This is a genomic window from Nocardioides sp. P4_G10 (assembly GCF_056401175.1).
The window spans coordinates 1-20,631 of the sequence record NZ_JBFUJV010000024.1 but is presented as its reverse complement, the minus strand read 5'-3'; the positions used below and the strand labels follow the sequence as shown (position 1 = coordinate 20,631).

Annotated in this window: 17 protein-coding genes; 4 read left to right on the top strand and 13 right to left on the bottom strand. The window is 73.3% G+C overall.

Features of this window, described 5'->3' with window-relative positions; all coding sequences use genetic code 11:
* Positions 1-39: 39 nt before the first annotated feature.
* Together AC1DP1_RS19635 and AC1DP1_RS19630 are read left to right on the top strand one after the other, a co-directional pair.
* Positions 40-1,047, top strand: coding sequence for an ATP-binding cassette domain-containing protein (locus AC1DP1_RS19635; RefSeq protein WP_477508267.1), 1,008 nt, complete (start codon positions 40-42; stop codon positions 1,045-1,047).
* On the top strand, positions 1,044-1,856 hold the full coding sequence (locus AC1DP1_RS19630) for an ABC transporter permease (protein ID WP_300053603.1): 813 nt from the start codon (positions 1,044-1,046) through the stop codon (positions 1,854-1,856). Before AC1DP1_RS19635 ends, AC1DP1_RS19630 begins: the two co-directional genes overlap by 4 nt.
* Here the strand turns inward: AC1DP1_RS19630 and AC1DP1_RS19625 are convergent.
* The 4 genes from AC1DP1_RS19625 to AC1DP1_RS19610 form a co-directional block, all read right to left on the bottom strand.
* On the bottom strand, positions 1,840-4,965 hold the full coding sequence (locus AC1DP1_RS19625; RefSeq protein WP_477508266.1) for an ATP-binding protein: 3,126 nt from the start codon (positions 4,963-4,965) through the stop codon (positions 1,840-1,842). The genes AC1DP1_RS19630 and AC1DP1_RS19625 overlap by 17 nt on opposite strands.
* Before the next feature lie 2 nt (positions 4,966-4,967).
* Positions 4,968-5,900 (bottom strand): site-specific tyrosine recombinase XerD, encoded by a 933-nt coding sequence (gene xerD, locus AC1DP1_RS19620; protein ID WP_477508265.1) that lies wholly within the window; start codon positions 5,898-5,900, stop codon positions 4,968-4,970.
* Entirely contained in the window at positions 5,897-7,012 is a 1,116-nt protein-coding gene (ald, locus tag AC1DP1_RS19615; protein ID WP_477508264.1) for an alanine dehydrogenase, read from the bottom strand. Before ald ends, xerD begins: the two co-directional genes overlap by 4 nt.
* Before the next feature lie 79 nt (positions 7,013-7,091).
* Complete coding sequence (locus tag AC1DP1_RS19610; RefSeq protein WP_477508263.1) at positions 7,092-7,712, bottom strand: NUDIX domain-containing protein; 621 nt, start codon at positions 7,710-7,712, stop codon at positions 7,092-7,094.
* Between the two features lie 58 nt (positions 7,713-7,770).
* Between AC1DP1_RS19610 and pepN the strand changes: the two genes are divergently transcribed.
* The gene (gene pepN, locus AC1DP1_RS19605) at positions 7,771-10,218 is read left to right on the top strand and encodes an aminopeptidase N (RefSeq protein ID WP_477508262.1); all 2,448 of its coding nucleotides are present in this window, start codon (positions 7,771-7,773) and stop codon (positions 10,216-10,218) included.
* 113 nt (positions 10,219-10,331) lie between these two features.
* On the opposite strand, the gene AC1DP1_RS19600 is transcribed toward pepN, so the two are convergent.
* The 8 genes from AC1DP1_RS19600 to AC1DP1_RS19565 are packed head-to-tail and all read right to left on the bottom strand — an operon-like array spanning position 10,332 to position 18,916.
* Positions 10,332-12,026, bottom strand: a complete 1,695-nt coding sequence (locus AC1DP1_RS19600) for a CTP synthase (RefSeq protein WP_457192292.1) — start codon at positions 12,024-12,026, stop codon at positions 10,332-10,334.
* Positions 12,027-12,037: 11 nt separating this feature from the next.
* Positions 12,038-12,931 (bottom strand): copper transporter, encoded by an 894-nt coding sequence (locus AC1DP1_RS19595; protein WP_477508261.1) that lies wholly within the window; start codon positions 12,929-12,931, stop codon positions 12,038-12,040.
* Positions 12,928-14,127 carry a putative cytokinetic ring protein SteA gene (gene steA / locus AC1DP1_RS19590; protein ID WP_477508260.1) on the bottom strand — a complete coding sequence of 400 codons (1,200 nt, stop codon included), beginning with the start codon at positions 14,125-14,127 and terminating at the stop codon, positions 12,928-12,930. Before steA ends, AC1DP1_RS19595 begins: the two co-directional genes overlap by 4 nt.
* 15 nt (positions 14,128-14,142) lie before the next feature.
* Positions 14,143-15,915, bottom strand: a complete 1,773-nt coding sequence (recN, locus tag AC1DP1_RS19585; RefSeq protein WP_477508259.1) for a DNA repair protein RecN — start codon at positions 15,913-15,915, stop codon at positions 14,143-14,145.
* Complete coding sequence (locus tag AC1DP1_RS19580; RefSeq protein ID WP_457192299.1) at positions 15,908-16,858, bottom strand: NAD kinase; 951 nt, start codon at positions 16,856-16,858, stop codon at positions 15,908-15,910. The genes recN and AC1DP1_RS19580 overlap by 8 nt, the downstream gene beginning before the upstream one ends.
* Entirely contained in the window at positions 16,855-17,694 is an 840-nt protein-coding gene (locus AC1DP1_RS19575; protein ID WP_477508258.1) for a TlyA family RNA methyltransferase, read from the bottom strand. The genes AC1DP1_RS19580 and AC1DP1_RS19575 overlap by 4 nt, the downstream gene beginning before the upstream one ends.
* Positions 17,695-17,700: 6 nt before the next feature.
* Positions 17,701-17,886, bottom strand: a complete 186-nt coding sequence (locus AC1DP1_RS19570; RefSeq protein WP_191197359.1) for a hypothetical protein — start codon at positions 17,884-17,886, stop codon at positions 17,701-17,703.
* Positions 17,887-17,896: 10 nt separating this feature from the next.
* Positions 17,897-18,916 (bottom strand): HAD-IIA family hydrolase, encoded by a 1,020-nt coding sequence (locus AC1DP1_RS19565; protein WP_477508257.1) that lies wholly within the window; start codon positions 18,914-18,916, stop codon positions 17,897-17,899.
* Positions 18,917-18,964: 48 nt separating this feature from the next.
* Here AC1DP1_RS19565 and AC1DP1_RS19560 point away from each other — a divergent pair, with 48 nt between their 5' ends.
* Positions 18,965-20,083, top strand: coding sequence for a DUF1015 family protein (locus AC1DP1_RS19560; protein ID WP_477508256.1), 1,119 nt, complete (start codon positions 18,965-18,967; stop codon positions 20,081-20,083).
* Here the strand turns inward: AC1DP1_RS19560 and AC1DP1_RS19555 are convergent.
* On the bottom strand, positions 20,058-20,519 hold the full coding sequence (locus AC1DP1_RS19555; RefSeq protein WP_477508255.1) for a single-stranded DNA-binding protein: 462 nt from the start codon (positions 20,517-20,519) through the stop codon (positions 20,058-20,060). The two genes, AC1DP1_RS19560 and AC1DP1_RS19555, sit on opposite strands and share 26 nt — an antisense overlap.
* Positions 20,520-20,631 lie beyond the last annotated feature (112 nt).

Genomic DNA, 20,631 nt, shown 5'->3' with positions numbered 1-20,631 from the left:
GGAACCGTGGTGAAACCGCGGGCGCGGACAGTTCCTCCCATGACCACACAACCAGGACTCGCCGTCCGTGCCTCCGGGCTCGTGAAGCAGTACGGCGACCACCGCGCCGTCGACGGGATCGACCTCGAGGTCCACCAGGGTGAGGTGTTCGGCGTCCTCGGCCCCAACGGCGCGGGCAAGACGACGATGCTGAGCATGCTCGCCACCCTGATCCGCATCGACGAGGGCCGGGCCGAGATCTTCGGCCACGACGTGCACGCCGAGCCCCACGCCGTACGACGGCTGCTGGGCGTCACCGGGCAGTTCGCCTCGGTCGACGAGAACCTCACCGCCACCGAGAACCTCTGGCTCTTCGCGCGCCTCCAGGGCCTCGGGCGCACCGAGGCCCGCACGCGCGGCGCCGAGCTGCTCGAGCAGTTCGACCTCACCGAGGCGGCGAGGAAGCCCATCTCCGCCTTCTCCGGCGGCATGCGCCGGCGTCTCGACCTCGCCGCCAGCCTGCTCACCCGGCCACCGCTGATCTTCCTCGACGAGCCCACCACGGGCCTCGACCCGCGCACCCGCGGGCAGATGTGGGACACGATCCGTGACCTCGTCCGCACCGGGTGCACGGTCCTGCTCACCACGCAGTACCTCGACGAGGCAGACCAGCTCGCCGACCGGATCGCCGTCATCGACCGCGGCCGCAAGGTCGCCGAGGGCACCGCCGACGAGCTGAAGTCGTCCGTCGGGCAGTCCGCCCTGCAGCTCCAGCTGGCCGACCCCGCCGACCTGCCGGTCGTCGCGGACGAGGCCCGGCGACTGGTGGGCGAGGAGGCGGTCCTCACCCCCGAGGCGCGACGCGCCAACGTGCCGCTGACCCGCACCGACCAGGCCGTCGACGTCCTCGTCGCGCTCCGTGACCGCGGTGTCGTCATCGAGTCGGTGACCGTCCAGAAGCCGTCGCTGGACGAGGTCTTCCTCGCGCTGACCGGCCACGACACCCACGACGGCACGCCTGCGAGCGGTGCCGACGACCACGACCTGCAGATGGAGGACGCCCGATGAGCACCACGACCGCCACCGACCCTGCCGACCTCGGCATCGACCGCGTCGGCCTGGCCGACACCGTCACCCAGACGATGACCCTGGCCTGGCGGGCGACGATGAAGATGCGCCGCAGCATGGAGGTGATGTTCGACGTCACCATCCAGCCGCTGATCTTCACCGGGATGTTCGCCTACATCTTCGGCGGCGCGATCTCGGGCGACGTCCAGAGCTACCTGCCGCTGATCATCCCCGGCCTGATCGGCCAGACCGTGCTGACGGCGTGCGTGGCCACCGGCGTCCAGCTCCGCACCGACATGGACACTGGCGTCTTCGACCGGTTCAAGGTGCTGCCGATCTCGCGCATCGCGCCGCTGGCCGGCCCGATGGTGGCCGACCTGCTGCGCTACTTCATCGCGTCGGTCCTGACCTTCGCCGTCGGCATCGCGATCGGCTACCGCCCGGGCGGTGGCGTCCCCGGTGTCGCCGCAGCCGTGCTCCTGGCCATGCTGGCGGGCTGGTCGCTGGCCTGGATCTTCACGCTCTTCGGGATCCTCGGCCGCAATGCGCAGGGCGTGCAGGCGATCTCCCTGCTCGTGATGTTCCCGCTGACGTTCCTGTCCAACGCGTTCGTCCCGACCGACACCATGCCGGAGCCGCTCCAGACGTTCGCCGAGCTCAATCCGGTGTCGCTCGTGATCACCGCCCTCCGCGACCTCGCCAATGACGGTGCCGTCACCGCGGGCGTCGGCTGGGCACTGCTCGGCTGCACCGTGATCATCGCGATCTTCGCCCCGCTGTCGGTCCGGGCGTTCAACCGGCGGATGTGACCTGCCAGGCGCGCTGCAGCCGGTCCACCGCTGCAGCCGCGCCGGGCACCAGGTCAGGGCCCGGACGACCGGCCAGCTCCACGACGAGCGGGCCGAGCCGTCCGGGCTCGGCCGCGTCCGCGAGCGCCACCATCGGCTCCCACGCCATCACCGGGATGCTGCGGTTGTAGGACCAGCGGTGCGCGACCGCGAGCAGGTGCACGGCGTCCACGTGCTGCTCGGCAGGCCCGAACCTCAGCACCCACGCGGCCAGCGCCACCATCAGCATGCCGTTGAGCGGGAGGTCGGTGAACCACAGCGTGCCCTCGGGCGAGCGGCCGGACGGGCCGGCGACGAGGTCGCGCAGCTCGTCGGCTCGAGCGTCGGGCGAGCTCGTGCCGTAGCGCACCCGGCTGACGAGGGCTGCGGACGCCGCCAGGGCGACCCACGGCGAGGCGGCCGGTCCCCCACCCGGGACGTCGCCGTCGGTCACCAGGTCGACGACGGCGTCGTAGCGGCGGACCGCGTCCGCGTGGTGGCCGCGCGCCAGCGCGAGCTCGGCCTGGGCGGTCTGCCACGTCAGGCGGGCGCCGACCTGGGCGGTCTCGCCGTCCGGCGGGCCGAACCGCTCGAGCAGGGCCGCCGCCTCGTCGACGTCGCCGTCCAGCAGCGGCGCGATGGCGGTCGCCACCTGGAGGCTGTAGGCGTCGGTCATCGAGTGGATGCGCTCCAGCAGCGGCCACGCCACCTCCGCGTGGCGCGCCGCCCGGTGGTGGTCGCCGACGGCCATCGCCAGCTGGCCCAGCTCGGCGTGGAGCGAGGCGCGGAGGTAGGGCGGCAACGGCCCGTCCAGGGCCGCCTCGGCGTACGTCCGTGCGGCGTCCACGTCGCCCTCGTTCTCGGAGACGATCGCCGCCCACAGCAGCAGCGCGCTGGCCATCGCGGGTCTCGACTCGCGCGCGGCGACCTCGGCGAGGCGGGCGGGCGCCGGTCCGTCGGCGACGTGGACCGTGTGCGCGATCAGTCCCCACACACCGACGGGCCTGTCCCCCTGCAGGAGGAGGTCACGCAAGCCGCCGAGGTCGGCCCCCGGCATCCAGCTGAGGTGAAGCATCAGGACGCCGGCGGCCTCCTGGGCGGGCCGTCGCAGGTCAGGCGGCACGTCCCAACCGGCGAGCAGCTCGGACGCGGCGTCGCAGACGGCGAAGATCCTCGGCTGGTCACCCGTGACGGTCCACAGGCTGCCGAGCAGCGCCACCAGTCGCGCGACCGTCTCGCGGTCTCCGGTCGCGAGGGCGTGTCGGAGCACGTCGGTGAGGTTGTTCTGGTCGCGCACGAGCAGGTCCACGAGCGCGACCTGGTCGCCGCTGACGACGAGGTCGTGGGAGCGCTCGGCCAGGTCGTGCGCCCACCTGAGCTGCGCCTCTGCGGCGGCCTCCTCCTCGCCGCTGTGCGCCAGGCGGGCGGCGGCGTACTCGCGGATCGTCTCCAGCGCCCGGAATCGGGCGGTGCCGCCGTCCTCGGTGACCACCAGCAGGGACTGCTCGGCGAGCGCGTCGACCAGGTCGGAGCCGTCGGCGCCCAGCACCGACACGGCCGTCGCCCGGTCGAACCCGTCCTGGAAGACCGAGAGCCACGCCAGCGCCCGCTGCTCGTCGGCGCCCAGCAGGTCCCACGACCAGGCGATGACCGCCTCCAGCGTGCGGTGGCGGTCGGGGGTGGTGCGGTCGCGGCTGCGCAGGGCGGCGAACCGGTCGTCGAGCGCAGCAGCCACCTCGGCGACCGTCATCGTCCGGACGCGGGCGGCCGCGAGCTCGACGGCGAGGGGCAGCCCGTCGAGCCGCTCGACGACGTCGCGCACCACGGTGGGCTCGAGCACGGCGTCCGGCCGCCTCGCCGTGGCGCGCTGCACGAACAGCTGCCCGGCGTCGACCGCGGAGAGCTGGCTCAGCGGGACCGCGCGCTCGGCCGCCAGCCGCAGCGGCGCCCGGCTGGTGGCCAGCACCTGCAGGTCGCGGGTCGTGGCGAGCAGGAAGGCCACCAGCGCGGCCACCGGCTCGAGGACGTGCTCGCAGTTGTCGAGGACCAGCAGGGTCGGCCCCGCGTCGAGCTCCTGCGCCAGCCGGCTGCGTACGTCGGCCTGCTGGGTCGCGGTGAGCGCCAGCCGGGTCGTCACCGAGCCCCGGACGCCGAGGGCCGCACCGACCGCGACCACGACGTCGTCACCCGCGCCGACGCCGACGAGCTCGACCACGTGCACGCGGGGCAGCATCGACTCGCGCGCCAGCACCTGGGCGATACTGGTCTTGCCGATGCCCCCGGGACCGAGCACCGTGACCAGCCGGGCCGCGGAGAGGGCCGAGCGCAGCCGGTCGAGGTCCTGCTCGCGGCCCAGCAGCCCGGTCGCGTCGTACCTCACCCCGGTGCGCACCGGGTCGTCGGCGGCCAGCAGCTCGGCGTGCAGCCGCTGGAGGGCGGCCTCCGGGTCGACGCCGAGCCGCTCGGCCAGGTCGGCCCGGTAGGTCTCGTAGCGCGCCAGCGCGGTGGCCGGTCCGGCGGTCGCGGCCTCGGCGCGCAGCAGCGCGAGGAGGACCTCGCCGTCGTCGAGGCGCCGCTGGTGCGCGGCCGCCAGGTCGTCGAGCGCCTCGGCGTGCCGGCCCAGCCGCGCGGCGGCCAGAGCCGCGACCTCCCGCGCGGTCGTACGTCGCCGGTCCGCGGCGTGCCGCAGGTCGCCGAGCGGTCCGGCCCCGGGGACGCCCACCTCCATCGCCGCCGCCGATGACGCGAGGCGGAAGGCCTCGGTGGCCTCGCCGGAGGCAAGCGCAGCGCGTGCGGCCGCGAGGTGGGCCGCTTGGAGGCGGGCATCGACGTCCTCGTCGGCCAGGCCGAGCCGGTAGCCGCCCTCGACCCGCTGGACGGCGTCCGGCGCCGTGGCCGAGCGGGTGCGGGACACCAGCACCTGCAGCGCCTTGGCCGGGTGCGCGGGCTCCGCGTCGGGCCAGATCTCCTGCACGAGCCGACCGTCGCTCACCCCCGCCGGCTCGGCGACCAGCACCGCGAGCAGCGCCCCCACCCGCTCGCCGGGCAGCGGCACGCCGTCCCACGAGACCCCGTCGAGCAGGCGCAGCACGGCTACTCCCTGGCCCGGGGGTGGGCGGTGGCGAACACCTCGCGCAGGTTGTCGACCGTGACGAGCGTGTAGACCTGCGTGGTCGTGACGGACGCGTGCCCGAGGAGCTCCTGGACGACGCGCACGTCGGCGCCTCCGTCGAGCAGGTGGGTGGCGAACGAGTGCCGCAGCGTGTGCGGGGAGACCGACGCGGTCACTCCGGCACGATCGGCGGCCTTGACCAGCACCGCCCACGCGCTCTGCCGCGACAACCGGCCACCGCGAGAGTTGAGGAACATCGCCGGGCCGCCCTTGCCGGCACCGACCAGCTCGGGCCGTGCACGCGTGAGGTAGGCCGCCACGGCGTCGCGCGCGTAGCCGCCGACCGGCACCAGCCGCTCCTTGCCGCCCTTGCCGCGCAGCAGCACCGTGCCGTCGACCTGGTCGAGGTCGTCGACGTCCAGCCCGACCGCCTCGGAGATGCGCGCCCCGGTGCCGTAGAGCAGCTCGAGCAGGGCCCGGTCGCGCAGCGCGAGGACCGTGTCGGGAGCGCCCGCCGCCTCGAGGATCGCCTCGACGTCGGACAGCGGCAGCGCCTTGGGCAGCCGCTTCGCGGGCGTGGGCGGCTTGACCGCGGCCGCCGGGTCGCCCGTCGCCAGGCCGTCGGAGACGGCGAACTTGTGGAAGCCGCGCACGGCCACGACCGTCCGCGCCGCAGACGTCGCGCTCAGCGGCGGATGGGCCTCGCTCCCCTCACGCAGGCTGACCAGGAACGCGGCCACCGTCGCCTCGGTGATGGCGTCCAGGTCGTCGATGCCCTGCCCGGTCAGGAACTCGTCGTAGCGGGCCAGGTCACGCCGGTAGGAGCTCAGCGTGTTGACCGCCAGCCCGCGCTCGACCGCCAGGTGGTCGAGGTAGGTGCGGACCGCGCGGTCCAGCCTCGCCCCAGAGCTCACCCGAGGACGGTATCGAGTTCCACCGACTCGATGCCCACGGCTTCGCCGACCGGCGCGTTGGTGAGCTCGCCGGCGTGGGTGTTGAGGCCGAGGGCCAGGCTCCTGTCGTCGCGCAGCGCCTGCTGCCAGCCCTTGTCGGCGAGGGCCACGGCGTAGGGCAGCGTCGCGTTGGTGAGGGCGTACGTCGAGGTGTTCGGCACCGCGCCGGGCATGTTGGCCACGCAGTAGAACACCGAGTCGTGCACCTCGTAGGTCGGGTCGTCGTGCGTCGTGGCGTGGGAGTCCTCGAAGCAGCCGCCCTGGTCGATGGCGATGTCCACCAGGACCGAGCCGGGCTTCATCCGCGAGACGAGGTCGTTGCTCACCAGCTTGGGCGCCGCGGCGCCCGGGATGAGGACCGCACCGATCACCATGTCGGCCTCCATCACCTGCTGCTCGATGGCGAGCTTGGACGAGGCGAGGCCGTGGACCCGGTTGTTGTAGCGCCAGAACGACATCCGCAGCTTGTCGAGGTCGGTGTCGAGGAGCGTCACGTCGGCGCCCATGCCGAGCGCGATGTTGGCGGCGTTCTGGCCGGAGACGCCGGCGCCGATGATGACGACCTTGGCGTTGGCCACGCCACCGACGCCACCCATGAGGACCCCACGGCCTCCGTTGGCCTTGAGCAGGGAGTGCGCGCCGACCTGCGGTGCGAGGCAGCCGGCGACCTCCGACATCGGGTAGAGCAGCGGCAGCCCGCCCGAGGGCAGCTGGACCGTCTCGTAGGCGATGGCGGTGACCTTGCGGGCAATCAGCTCCTCGGTCAGCGGCTTGTCGGCGGCGAGGTGGAGGTAGGTGAAGAGGGTCTGGCCCCCCCGCATCCGCTCGTACTCCTCGGCGACGGGCTCCTTGACCTTGAGGACCATGTCGGCGGTGCCCCACACGTCGTCGGCGGTGTCGAGCATCGTGGCGCCCGCGGCGACGTACTCCTCGTCGGGGATCTGCGATCCCTCGCCGGCGGTCTTCTGCACGACGACCTCGTGCCCGTGCTGGACGAGCTCGTGCACGCCGATCGGGGTCAGGGCCACGCGGTACTCGCGGTTCTTGACTTCCTTGGGTACGCCGACCTTCATGCCTTGCTCCTCAGGGACTCGGGGGCCACCACGGTGTGGCCCGCCTCACAGCGAGGGCGAGACTACTCCCGGGAGGCCCCTACGGGGCGTCGAGGGCCCCGCGGCGCTTGAGCACGTCGTACGCCAGCACCGCCTGCGCCAGCGGCCCCTGCCGCACCCGCCCCTCGAGGACGGCCTCGAGCAGGTCGGCCATGGGCGCCCAGAACCGCTCCATCTCGGCCTCCTCGTGCTCCATCTCGAAGTCCCCCCGCGGCGCGTGGGTCAGCCCGCGCGCCAGGAAGATCTCGTGCACCTCGTCGCTGATCCCCGCGCTGGAGAAGGTGCTCAGCAGCAGCCGCCAGTCGGCGGCGTCGAGCTCGACCTCCTCGCGCAGCTCGCGCCTCGCCGTCTCGACGGCCGACTCGTCGCCCGCGTCCCGCAGGCCGGCGGGGAGCTCGACGAACTCGTGCCCGCTGGTGTGGCGGTACTGCCGCAGGCACATCACCCGCTCGTCGTCGTCGACCGCGAGCACGACGACCGCGCCGGGGTGCTCCAGGCTGAGCCGGCTGAACTCCTCCGAGTGCCCGGGCCGGGTGATCCGGTCCTCGCGCAGCGCGACCACCCAGTCGTCGCGGTGCAGGTCCTGGCTGGACACGACGGGCCACGCCATCGGCCGGTCGGCCAGCTCGTCCTGGCGGCCGTGGGTGCTCGGGTCGGTCATGCCTCGACGCTAGCCCAGAGGCACATGCGGGTGGACAGGGTGAGTTAGGTTCGGCTGCATGACGTTGTCGACCCTCACCAAGCACGAAGCGAAGACCCGGTCGGACCTCCTCGAGGTCCTGCGGTACGACATCGACGTGGACACGACCGGCCTGCTCGAGGGCGAGGTGTGGCGCTCCACCAGCACCATCGCGTTCACGTGCTCCGAGCCCGGCGCGACCACCTTCGTGGACGTCGCGATGGACGTGGTCCGCGCGACCCTCAACGGTGCGGACGTCGACGTCTCCGCCGCGGCCGACGGTCGCCTGCCGCTCCCCGCGCTCGCGGCCGACAACGTCCTGGTCGTCGAGGCGAGCACCACCAACACCGCCACCGGCGAGGGCATCCTGCGCACGGTCGACCCGACCGACAAGCTGGTCTACGTCTGGACCAGCCTCGAGCCCGACGAGGCCCGCCGCGTGTGGGCCTGCTTCGACCAGCCCGACCTCAAGGCACCCCACCGCTTCGTCGTGACCGCGCCGTCGTCGTGGCTCGTCACCTCCAACGGCGCGCCCGAGTCGGTCGAGGACGCGGAGACCGACGACGCGCGGGTGTGGGCCTTCCCCGACACGCCCCGCCTGTCGACATACGTCGTCGTGGTCAACGCCGGCCCGTTCCACGAGGTGCGGCAGCAGCACGACGGCTACGACCTGGGCTTCTACTGCCGTCAGTCGCTCGTGCCGATCCTCGAGCGTGACCTCGACGAGATGGTCACCCTCACGCGGCAGGGCCTCGCGTTCTTCGGCGAGCGATTCGGCTACCCGTTCCCGCAGGAGCGCTACGACCAGGTCTTCGTGCCGAACCTCGGCGGCGCGATGGAGAACTGGGGCTGCGTCACCTACGGCGACGGCCAGCTCTTCCGCACTCCCCCGACCCACGCGCAGCGCGCCGTCCGCGCGGAGTTCATCTTCCACGAGATGGCGCACATGTGGTTCGGCGACCTCGTGACGATGCAGTGGTGGGACGACCTCTGGCTCAACGAGGCGTTCGCCTCCTGGGCGGCCAACTGGGGCATGGCGGGGGCGAGCGAGTTCACCGAGCAGTGGGCCACCTTCCTCGCCGCCTTCAAGCGCACCGCCTACGAGATGGACATGAGCCCGGCTCGCCACCCGATCCGCAGCGACGTGCCCGACGTGTCGTCGGCGATGTCCAACTTCGACGCCATCACCTACGTCAAGGGCCAGAGCGTGCTGCACCAGCTCGTCGCCTACATCGGCGAGGACGCGTTCGTCGAGGGCCTGCGCGACTACTTCAGCCGCTACGCCTTCTCCAACACCCGCCTCGACGACCTGATGGACTGCTACTCGCGGGCCTCGGGTCGCGACCTGTCTGCCTGGACCAAGGCGTGGCTCGACGAGGCCGGCACCGACGTCATCTCGCTCGTCGACGGCGAGCTCGTCGTGGAGACGACCGACGACCAGGAGCCCCGCCCCCACCGCCTCGACGTGGCTGTCTTCGACGCCTCGGGCGACTCCCTCGTCCCGGTCGGCCGCTCCTCGCACGAGGTGACCGGTCCGCGCACCCCGATCGACCTGCCCGAGGGCGACCTCCGCCTGGTCAACGCCGGCGACTACACGTTCGCCGCCGTCAAGCCGGACCCGACCTCGTTGCGACTGATGCTCGAGCGTGTCCAGCAGCTCGACGACCCGCTCGACCGGGCGCTCGTGGCTGCCACCGCCGGCCAGCTGCTGCTGCTCGGCGACGTCGCCCCTCGCGACGTGTCGAGCGCGCTCACCCGCGCCCTGTCGACGGAGACCAGCCCGGCGCTCGTGGAGCCCTTCCTGAGCCAGGCGCTCCTGGTCGCCGACCGGTGGGCGCCGGCCGACGAGTCGCCCGGCCTGCTGGCCGCGCTGGCCGACGCCGTGGTCGGGCTCGTCGACGTGCCCGACGCCCGCCAGGCGGCCCTGCGCACGCTCGCGGCGTCAGCCTCGACCGACGAGCACTGGTCGGTCCTGCAGGCGGCCGCTGACCGGGCGACCGACCTCGACCTGGCCTGGCGGATGGCCGTGCGCCGCGCCGAGCTCGGCGACTACGACGAGGACGTCGTACGCCGTCTGCTCGAGTCCGACCCCGACCCGGACGCCGGCATGCGCCGCCTCGGGGTCCTTGCCGCCCGTCCCGACGTCGAGGCCAAGGAGGAGGTGTGGCGGGCGTTCTTCGTCGACTACGCCGTGCCGGCCAGCCGGGAGACCCTCGTGCTGGGCTCGACGTTCTGGCGTCCCGGCCAGGCCGAGCTCCTCGCGCCGTTCACGCACCGCTACCTCGAGGAGCTGCACACGCTCAAGGGCGGGCTCCTCAACCAGGGGCTCACCATCCGCGCGATGTACCCCCTCGGTGCGGGCGACGAGTCGTTCCTCGCCGCCGCCGAGGCCGCGGCCGACGACACCAGCCTGATGGCCTACGCCCGCAACCAGCTCCGCGCGAACTCGTTCGTCCTCGGCCGGGTCCTGCAGGCCCGCCGCCTCTGACGTCCGACCTGCTGCGCTTCAGCGATCCCCGGTCAGCCGGGGATCGCTGACGTTGTCAGGCCTTGCACGGCCTGACAACCTCAGCGAGAGCCTGACAACGTCCCCGCGGGGCGTCAGTCCTCGGTGCCCTCGTCCTTGCGGCGCAGACCCGACTCGTCGAGCGGGAAGCGCTCGGAGCGCTGCCGCTCGATGGCCGCGCCGACCAGGCCGGCGAACAGCGGGTGCGGCCGGGTGGGACGCGAGCGCAGCTCGGGGTGCGCCTGCGTGGCGACGTAGTAGGGGTGCACGTCGGCGGGCAGCTCGACGAACTCCACCAGCCCGAGCTCGGGGTTCACGCCCGAGAACACCAGGCCCGCCGCGGCGAGGGGCTCGCGGTAGGCGTCGTTGAACTCGTAGCGGTGGCGGTGCCGCTCCTCGACGGTGCCGGAGCCGTAGGCCGCCCGCACCACGCTGCCCTCCGCGAGGTCGGCCTTCTGCAGGCCGAGCCGCATGGTGCCGCCGAGGTCGCCGGCACCCTCGACGTACTTCTTCTGCTCCTCGATGGTGGAGATGACCGGCTCGACGGTGTCGGGGTCGAACTCCGTCGACCCCGCCTTGGTCAGTCCCGCCACGTTGCGGGCGTACTCGATCACCATGCACTGCAGGCCCAGGCACAGCCCGAGCGTCGGGATGCCGTGGGTGCGGGTGTAGTTCAGCGCACCGAGCTTGCCCTCGATGCCGCGCACACCGAAGCCGCCGGGCACGAGCACCGCGTCGACGTCGGCGAGGTGCTTGGCCGCACCCGCCTCGGTCTGGCACTCGTCGGAGGCGACCCACCGGATGTGCACCTTGGCGTCGTGGGCGAAGCCGCCGGCACGCAGCGCCTCGCTGACGGAGAGGTAGGCGTCGGGCAGGTCGATGTACTTGCCGACGAGCGCGACGGTGACCTCCTCGGAGGGGTGGTGCACCCGGCGCAGCAGGTCGTCCCAGTCGGTCCAGTTGACGTCGCGGAACGGCAGGTCGAGGCGGCGTACGACGTAGGCGTCGAGGCCCTCGCGGTGCAGCACCTTCGGGATGTCGTAGATCGACGGCGCGTCGGCGCACGTCACGACGGCCTCGTCGTCCACGTCGCACATGAGGGCGATCTTGCGCTTGATGCCCTCGGGCAGGTCGCGATCGGAGCGGCACACGATCGCGTCGGGCTGGATGCCGATGGAGCGCAGGGCGGCGACCGAGTGCTGGGTGGGCTTGGTCTTCAGCTCGCCGGACGGACCGATGTAGGGCACCAGGGACACGTGGATGAAGAAGCAGTTGTCGCGCCCGATCTCGTGCCGGGTCTGGCGGGCGGCCTCGAGGAACGGCAGCGACTCGATGTCGCCGACGGTGCCGCCGACCTCGGTGATGACCACGTCGATGTCCGGGCCGCCCATCGCCAGGATGCGGTCCTTGATCTCGTTGGTGATGTGCGGGATGACCTGCACGGTGTCGCCGAGGTAGTCGCCGCGGCGCTCCTTGGCGATGACCGTCGAGTAGACCTGACCGGTCGTGACGTTGGCGATCTGGTTGAGATCGGTGTCGAGGAACCGCTCGTAGTGACCGATGTCGAGGTCGGTCTCGGCACCGTCGTTGGTCACGAAGACCTCACCGTGCTGGAACGGGTTCATCGTGCCGGGATCCACGTTGAGGTAGGGATCCAGCTTCTGCATCGTGACGCGCAGTCCGCGCGCCTTCAGCAGGTTGCCCAGGCTCGAGGCGGTGAGCCCCTTGCCGAGGGAGGAGGCGACGCCTCCGGTGACGAATACGTGCTTGGTCGGCGTGCGGCTCTTCACGGGCTTTTACCCTACCCGAGGGGGACGGGTCCGTCCGCACCCGACGCACCGAACGCCCCACCCGGAGTCGTCAGCGAGCGCTGGAGGGTGAGGATCGTCGCGACCCGGCCGGCGGCCGTGTCGACGCCGTCGAGCGTCGCCACGGCGGCTGAGACCGGGTCCGCGCGGAGCCGGCCGAGCTGGCCCTCCCCGCCGTCGGAGGTGGCGCCCGCCACGACCACGCCGCCCGCCTGGACGGCGAGTCCCTGGGCGAGCCCGGCGAGGATCGCGTCGGAGCCCTCGTCACCGGCGTCCGTGCCCAGCACGACCAGCACGAGCGGCGAGCGCTGCGCGACCTCGCCGGGCTTGGCCATCAGGCCGGCGCCGCTGACGGCGTCGACGATGGCACGGGCCTTGCCGTTGACGTCCTGGCCCGCGGCCTCCTTGGTCGCAATCGCGAGGCCGAGCAGCTGTCCGATCCGGTCGTACGTCGACGCCTCGGCGGCGACGTCGCCCTCGGCCTGCTGGGTCAGCAGCTGGCTGCCCAGCGTGTCGACCAGCGACTTCTGGCCGGGGTCGACGACGTCCGCGGACAGGTCGTAGCGTGCGCTGACCGTGCCGCCGGCGGCGGTCACCTGCTCGGTGAGCGCGGTGACGACCTGCTCGTCGGCGCCCGGCACGGTCACCACGGCGACCGAGCGGTCGGCGAGGCGACCGCTGAGCGTGGCCGGCCCCAGCGCGGACACGACGCTCTCGGTGTAGTCGGTCTGCGCCCGGTCCGCCGCAGGGGCGGTCTCCGCCTCCCCGGACGAGGTCGCGGCGGTGGGGCCGACGTCGGAGAGCGGGCCGCCGCCGAGGACGATCCCCGCCGCGAGGGCGAGGAAGACGGCGACGATGGTGAGCAGGTGGTGGCGCAGGGTGATCACGGAAGAATTCCTCGGACGTTGTCGATCAGGTCTGACGTGGTGCTGGTGACGGACGGCGAGACCTCGTCGACCCACTGCTGGCCGACCGGGGTGACGCTCACGGCCGCTGCGAGGGCGAGCACCCCGGCGACCAGGGCGCCGACGAGGTGACGGGGCCGGACCGCACCGTCGTAGAGCCGCGGCAGGGCCGCCGCGTCCACGAGGTCGGGCCCGAGCTTGAGGCGGGTCAGGAACGTGCTGGCCAGGCCGCTGCGGCGCCGGTCGAGGAACTCGGCGAGGGTGGCGTGCATGCCCACGCCGACGATCAGCGAGGCCTCGTGCGCCGAGGCGAGCAGCAGGGCGGCGTCCTCGGTCGTGGCGGACGTCTCGAAGCGCAGCGGGCGAATGCCGAGCCGCTCGAACGGCTCCGTCGCGCTGCGCGGAGCGCCCCGCTCGACGAGGACGACCACGTCGCGGGCCCGGCGCAGGACGGCGGCCGCGGGCAGGTCGTCGGAGCCGCCGGTCACCACGATGACGTCCGGTCGGTGCCCGGCGCTGGCCAGGGCGTCCGCACCGCGGTCGACCCCGACCAGGACGGGGCGCTGCTCGCGCACGAAGGGCTTGATGCCGCGCAGCTCCTGCTCCCAACCGTGGGACCGCACGGCGACCACGACGGGGCGACCGGCCATCTCGGTGGCGGTGCGTGGCACCCCGTGGCCGTGGAGCAGGAGGTCCTGCTCGCGGCGGAGGAACTCGGTGCTGTTGTGGGTGAAGCTCTCGAGCTGCGCGGAGAGGCCGGTGCGGGCGCCGTCCATCTCGGAGGCGACGAGGTCGACGGTCAGCTCGCGGCCCTCGGCGACCTGGGTGCCGCCGGCGTGCACCGCGTCCCCGTCGACCCGGAGGGCGGCTCCGTCGCGGACCCGGTCGAAGATCTCCGGACCGACGCTGTCGACGACCGTGAGCCCGGCCTCGACGAGCAGTTGCGGACCCATGTTCGGGTAGCGGCCCGAGATCATCGGGCTGGCGTTGACCACGGCCACGACGCCGGCGTCGACGAGCGCCTGGGCGCTGGCGCGGTCCATGTCGAGGTGGTCGAGGACGGCGACGTCCCCTGCGTGCAGGCGGCCGAGGACGCTGGCCGTACGGCGGTGGACCCGGGCGGGACCGCGCACACCGGGGAGGGCGGGGGCTTGGCGGGAGCGGACTGCGAACTTCATGACCGCGCCATGGTGTCAGCCGCGGGCAGGCCTCTCGGGGAGGCACGCCCGCTCGGGCGCGGCGGCCTCGAGCAGCTCCCGGGCGTGCGCGCGCGCACTATCGGAGTCCTCGACGCCGGCGAGCATCCGCGACAGCTCACGCTCGCGGTCGTCGTCGGTCAAGGAGACGAGTCCCGAGGTCGTGACCGTGCCGTCGCTGGACTTGTGGACGACCACGTGACGGTCGGCGTAGGCCGCGACCTGCGGCAGGTGGGTCACGACCAGCACCTGCGACGTGCGCGCCAGGGCGGCGAGCCGGCGCCCGACCTCGATGGCGGCCTTGCCGCCGACGCCGGCGTCGACCTCGTCGAAGACGAACGTCGGGACGGACCCGGTCTCGGCCAGGGAGACCTCGAGGGCGAGCATCACGCGGGAGAGCTCACCGCCGGACGCGCCCTTGTGCAGGGGGCGGGCGTCGGCGCCCGTGTTGGCGGCGAGCAGGAACTCGACGTCGTCGATGCCGTGCGCCCCGGCACGCACCCAGCGGCCGTCGACCAGCAGCTGTGGTCCGGCCGGCGTCTCCGGAGCGGGTGTGTCCTGCTGGGTGATCGCGATGGTGACCGTGGCGTGCGGCATGGCCAGGGAGGTGAGCTCGTCGCTCACCGCCTCGCCGAGCCGTTGGGCAGCGTCGTGACGCTGGGCGCTGAGGGTGCCGGCGAGGTCACCGAGCTCGGTGCGGATGCGGTCGCGTCGGGACTCCAGCTCGGCGATCTGCCCGTCGGTGTCCTCGAGGTCCAGCAGCCGCTTCGCGCCGTCCTCGGCCCACGCGAGCACCTCGTCGATCGTCTCGCCGTACTTGCGGGTGAGCGCCGTCAGCGCCGCCCGTCGCTCCGAGACGGCCGCGAGACGGCCCGGGTCGGTCTCGAGGGAGGCGGCGTAGGACGCGACGTCGCCGGCGAGGTCGACGAGCAGGTGGCTCAGCTCGGCGAGCCGGTCGGCGAGCTCCCCCGCCGCGGGGTCGTGGTCGCGGACGCCGTCGAGCGCCCGCCGCGCCGCGCTGGTCGTGGCCAGGGAATCGGGTGCGCCCTCCTCGCTGGAGAGCGCCTCGCGAGCCGTCTCGGCCGCGGTGCGCAGCGCGTCGGCGAACCCCAGGCGCGTCTCCTCGGCGGCGAGCTCGGCGTCCTCCCCGGGGTGCGGGTCGACCGCCTCGACCTCCCCGAGGCCGAACCGCAGCTGGTCGGCCTCCCGCGCGCGCTCGCGAGCCGAGCCGACCACCTCGGCGAGCGTCCGCTCGGTCACGACCAGCTCGGCCCACAGGGCGGCGTACGACGACGCGGTCGCGGCCAGCGCCTCGCCGCCGAACCGGTCGAGCGAGGCACGCTGGGCACCGGACCGGAGCAGGCGGTGCTGGTCGGACTGGCCGTGCACGGCCACGAGGGGCTCGGCGACCTCGGCCAGGGTCGCCACCGGCACCGACGCGCCGCCGACCCAGGCCCGCGAGCGCCCCTGCGCGGCGACGTTGCGGGCGAGGACGACCTGGTCCTCCTCCACCTCACCGCCGGCGTCCTCCACGGCCGTGCGGAAGCCGGCGAGGTCGCTGACGGCGACGACCCCCTCGACGCGGGCCTGCTTGGCGCCCGAGCGCACGGCGCCCGGGTCGGCGCGGCCGCCGAGCAGCAGACCGAGCGCGGTCACGACCATCGTCTTGCCGGCGCCCGTCTCGCCCGTGATGACGGTCAGGCCGGGCCCGAGCTCGAGCGTCGAGGACTCGATGACCCCGAGCTCACTGATCCGCAGCTCCTCAAGCATCGGCGTCACCGTTGTCGCGGCGTCGGCGCTCGGCGGCGCCACGCCACCCCTCGACCGGCAGGTCGAACTTGGCCACCAGCCGGTCGGTGAACGACGCGTGCTGCAACCGGACGAGACGCACCGGACGGGCACCACGGCGCACCTCGATGCGGGCGCCCGGGGGCAGGTCGACCGTGCGGCGACCGTCGCACCACAGGACGCCGGAGCCCTCGGTGTTGGACAGCACCTCGACGGCGAGCACCGACGTGGGCGCCACCACCATCGGTCGGGCGAACAGCGCGTGGGCGCTCAACGGGACCATCAGCAGGGCCTCGACCTCGGGCCACACCACCGGGCCGCCCGCGCTGAAGTTGTAGGCGGTCGATCCCGTCGGGGTGGCGCAGACGACGCCGTCGCAGCCCCACCGCGACAGCGGGCGCCCGTCGACCTCGACGACGACCTCGAGCATGCGCTCGCGCGCGGCCTTCTCGACGCTCGCCTCGTTGAGGGCGAAGGTGGAGAACCGCACCTCCTTGCCCACCAGCACGCAGACGTCGAGGGTGAGCCGGTCCTCGGCGGTGTAGTCCCGGGCGACGATGGCGGCGATCGTGGACTCGACGTCCTCCTGCTCCGCCTCGGCGAGGAATCCCACGTGGCCGAGGTTGACCCCCAGCAGCGGGGTGCTCGTCGCATGGGTCAGCTCGGCCGCGCGGAGGATCGAGCCGTCGCCGCCGATGACCAGCACCAGCTCGCAGCCCTCACCTGGCACGTCGTCGGGACGGGTCGTCTCGACGAGGCCGTCGACGTCGGCCAGGCCCAGGTCGGCAGCCTCGTCCGCGAGCAGTCGTACGGCGATGCCGTGGGCGGTCAGGCTCTGGACGCAGGCCCGAGCCACGTCCCGCGCCTCGGCCCGGCCGGTGTGGGCGAGCACCAGGACTCGGCGCTGGGGACTGTGGGTGCTCACGGGTCCACCCTCTCACCCGCCACCCCCATCGACCCGGCGCGCTCGACCTCGGCGCGGATCGCGTCCGCACCGATCGAGGCCGGACCGCGACGCAGCAGGAGGAAGAACTCGACGTTGCCGGAGGGTCCGGGGAGCGGGCTCACCGTGACGGCCACCGCACCCCAGCCGCGCTCGGCGGCGAGGTCGGCGATCGTGGTGACCGCCTCGGCCCGCAGCGCGAGGTCACGGACCACCCCACCCTTGCCGACGCGCTCCTTGCCGACTTCGAACTGCGGCTTCACCATCAGCGCCAGCGCGCCGTCCTCGCGGGTGACGGACAGCAGCGGGTCGAGCACCAGGGCGAGGGAGATGAAGGACAGGTCGCCCACCACCAGGTCGACGGGGTCGCCGACGATGTCGAGGGTGAGCTCGCGGATGTTGGTGCGGTCGTGCACCTGCACCCGCTCGTCGCTCTGCAGCGACCAGGCCAGCTGTCCGTAGCCGACGTCCACCGCCACGACCTCCCGCGCCCCGGCCCGCAGGAGCACGTCGGTGAAGCCGCCGGTGGACGCACCGGCGTCCAGGCAGCGCTTGCCGCCGACGGTGAGGCCGTGCTCGGCAAACGCCTTCAGCGCCCCGGCCAGCTTGTGCCCGCCCCGGGAGACGTAGTCGACGGACGTGGGGTCGTCCTTCACCACGATCGCGACGTCGGTCGTGACGCCGGTCGCCGGCTTCGTGGCGCGTGCTCCCGAGACCGTCACCCGGCCGGCGGCGACCAGCTCGCTGGCGTGCTCGCGCGAACGGGCCAGGCCGCGCCGGACGAGCTCCTGGTCCAGCCGTAGACGTCTGGGCGGCACGGGCGTTCAGACGCCCCGGGGGTCGCCGGACGCGTCGGGCCGGGCGTCGAGGGCGCGACGCAGCTGCTCGTGGGCGCGCTCGAACACCGCGACGTGCTCGGCCACCGGTGCGTCGGCCAGCGCCGCCACCTCCGCCAGCACGCGGTCGACCGACTCGACGCCGGTCGGCTCGTGGTCGGGCAGCTCGCTCATGGCCGCGAGCCTACTCGGCGCCGAGCTGTCGGACCGGTCCGGGAGGCGTCGTGTCGGAGACGTCGGCCGCGCTGCCCGACTCGTCGAGGTGGCGCCAGCACGCCGTCGCCGCGACGCGCCACCAGTCGGCGTCGCCGCCCTCCCCCTCGATGGTCAGCCGACCGTCCGCGACGCTCGCGGTCCAGCCGCCGAGCTCGACCTTCGCGTCGGTGACCGTCGGCACGGGCTGCGGCTCGAACAGGCCCGCCAGCGTCGGGGAGATGTACGTCGGTCGCAGCCGGGGCGGCGCCGAGGCGAGGTCCTCGATCCAGGTCACACCGGTGAGCACCAGCAGCGAGGGCGCATCGATCGCATGGGCGCCCTCGATGTCGGTGTCGAGCCGGTCGCCGACCATGAGCGGCCGGTCGCCACCCACGCGCAGGACGGTCTCCTCCATCAGCGGCTTCTCGGGCTTGCCGGCCACGATCGCGTCGACGCCCGCGAAGCCGGTGATGGTCCGCACGAGGACGCCGTGGCCGGGCGCCAGTCCGTAGGGAGTGGGGATCGTCAGGTCGGCGTTGCTCGCCACGTAGGGCAGGCCGTCGCGCACGAGGGTCGAGACGCGCATGATGTCGCGCCAGCGGACGTCGGGTCCGTAGCCGCTCGCCACCGCCACGGCACCCTCGGGGTCGTCCACCGGCTCGAGGCCCGCCTCGAGCAGCGCGACCTTCAGACCTTCACCTCCGAGCATCAGCACGCGCGCACCCGCGCCGTGCTCCTCGACCAGGACCCGTGCCGCGGCCTGGGCGGAGGTGACCACGTCGTGCGCCTCGGCCGAGACACCCACCTTGGTCAGCTTCGCCGCCACCTGGTCAGGGGTGCGCGAGGCGTTGTTGGTCACGAACGCCACGTGGCGGCCGGACTCACGCACCCGGTCGATCGCCGCGGCGACCCCGTCGATCGCCTCGCCCCCGACGTAGACCACACCGTCCAGGTCGAACATGACCAGGTCGTGGCCCTCGACGAGGGCAGTCTCGGACTCCTCGAGCATGGTCCACCCCTTTCCGGATTGTGACGAGCGTCCCCCTACGATGCTCCGATGGACCTCGCCACCGTCGTGCCTCCGTACGTGGCGAAGCCCCTCGAGCTGCTCCCGTTCCGGGCGGTGATGCTGTCCCCGACCCGCGTGGGCGACCCCGCCTCCGCGCGAGCACTGGCGCGACCCTATCGCGACGTCGCCGAGCGACTCACGCAGTGGATCGACCGCGGCGACGCGCGTGCCGACGGCGGGCCAGCCCTCTACCTCCACGAGTACACCGCCGCCGGCCTCACGGTCCGCGGGCTCGTCGGTGCCCTCCGCATGTCCGAGCGCGCGGACACGTTGGCCGACCGCGCGGTCTGGCCCCACGAGGCGATCCACCCCGAGCAGGCCGGGGAGCTGGCCGAGCGGATGCTGCAGATGGACCTCAACCCCGCTCCCATCCTCCTGGTGCACCACGGCAGCCAGGAGCTCCGCGACCTGATGGACGAGGTGACGGCCGCCGAGCCGGACTGGCGCTACCTCGACCGCACCGGACAGCGCCAGCGGCTCTGGGCCGTGCGGGACGAGCGGGCGATCGCCCGCATCGGGCACCTCATCTCCAGCAGCTCGTGCCTCCTCGCGGACGGCCACCACCGGTACGCCGCCTACCTGCGACTCCAGGAGGAGCACCCGGGCACCCCGTGGGACGCCGGGCTCGCGATGCTGGTCGACCAGGCCGACACTCCCCTGTTCCTCGGCGCCATCCACCGGACCCTGCCGACCGTGCGCCTCGACGTGCTCGTCGAGGCGACCCGTGCGGCTGGGGCCGAGGTGACCGCGCGATCACGACAGCAGGCACTCGGCGCCCTCGACAGCACGCACCTCGTGCTGACGGACGGGGAGACGTGGTACGCCGTCGCGCCCCACGGCCTCGACCGGGAGGCTGCGGTGTCGTGGCTGCACGACCACGTCCTCCCCCGGCTGCCCGAACCGCCGCCCCGCCTCGAGCACCACCACACGGTGGAGGAGGCGCTGACCGCGACCTCCCACACGGCGCCCGCGGTGCTGCTGCCGAGTCCCGACTTCGCGCAGGTCAAGGCGCTCGTCGAGTCCGGGGGGCTCCTGCCGGAGAAGGCGACCTCGTTCCAGCCGAAGCCGAGCCTCGGCGTCATCATGCGACCGGTGAGCGACGGATGATGCGTGCCGTCGAGGCCACCACCTCGACCCGCGACCGTGTCGCTCCCCCTGCCTGGTAGAACCGGCAGCAGATGGCGCCGGTGACCTCGACCGTGTCGCCGGGTCTCCAGCCGGCAATCCGGCGGCGCAGTGCGGCGCTCCAGGCGGAGCACGGGATCGAGTCGACCCGCTGGCTCGTCATTGTCACGGTCTTGGTCGCGCCGGGGCTCCGCGGCACCGAGATCCGGAAGCTCACCAGCGCGTCTCCGCTCGGTAGCTCGACGGCGACGGGGACGCTCGTGAGCCGGCCGACGAGCCGCACCTCGTTGGCACCGTCGCCGTCACCGTCGTCGGCAGGCAGTTGCACGCGGGGCTCGCGAGGCGAGCCGTCGCGCGAGCGCCCCTTGCGAGGGGTCGTGGTCTTCTTCGTGTCAGTCGTCGTGCCCGGTGTGGTCACAAGTGCACCTCCTGGAGACGACTGTCCCGGGTGATTGCGACACCTCGCCGTCCAGACGTGGCGGCCCTGTGGACAGCGCCCTCGAGGCACGCCCTGTGGACGTCCAGCGGGG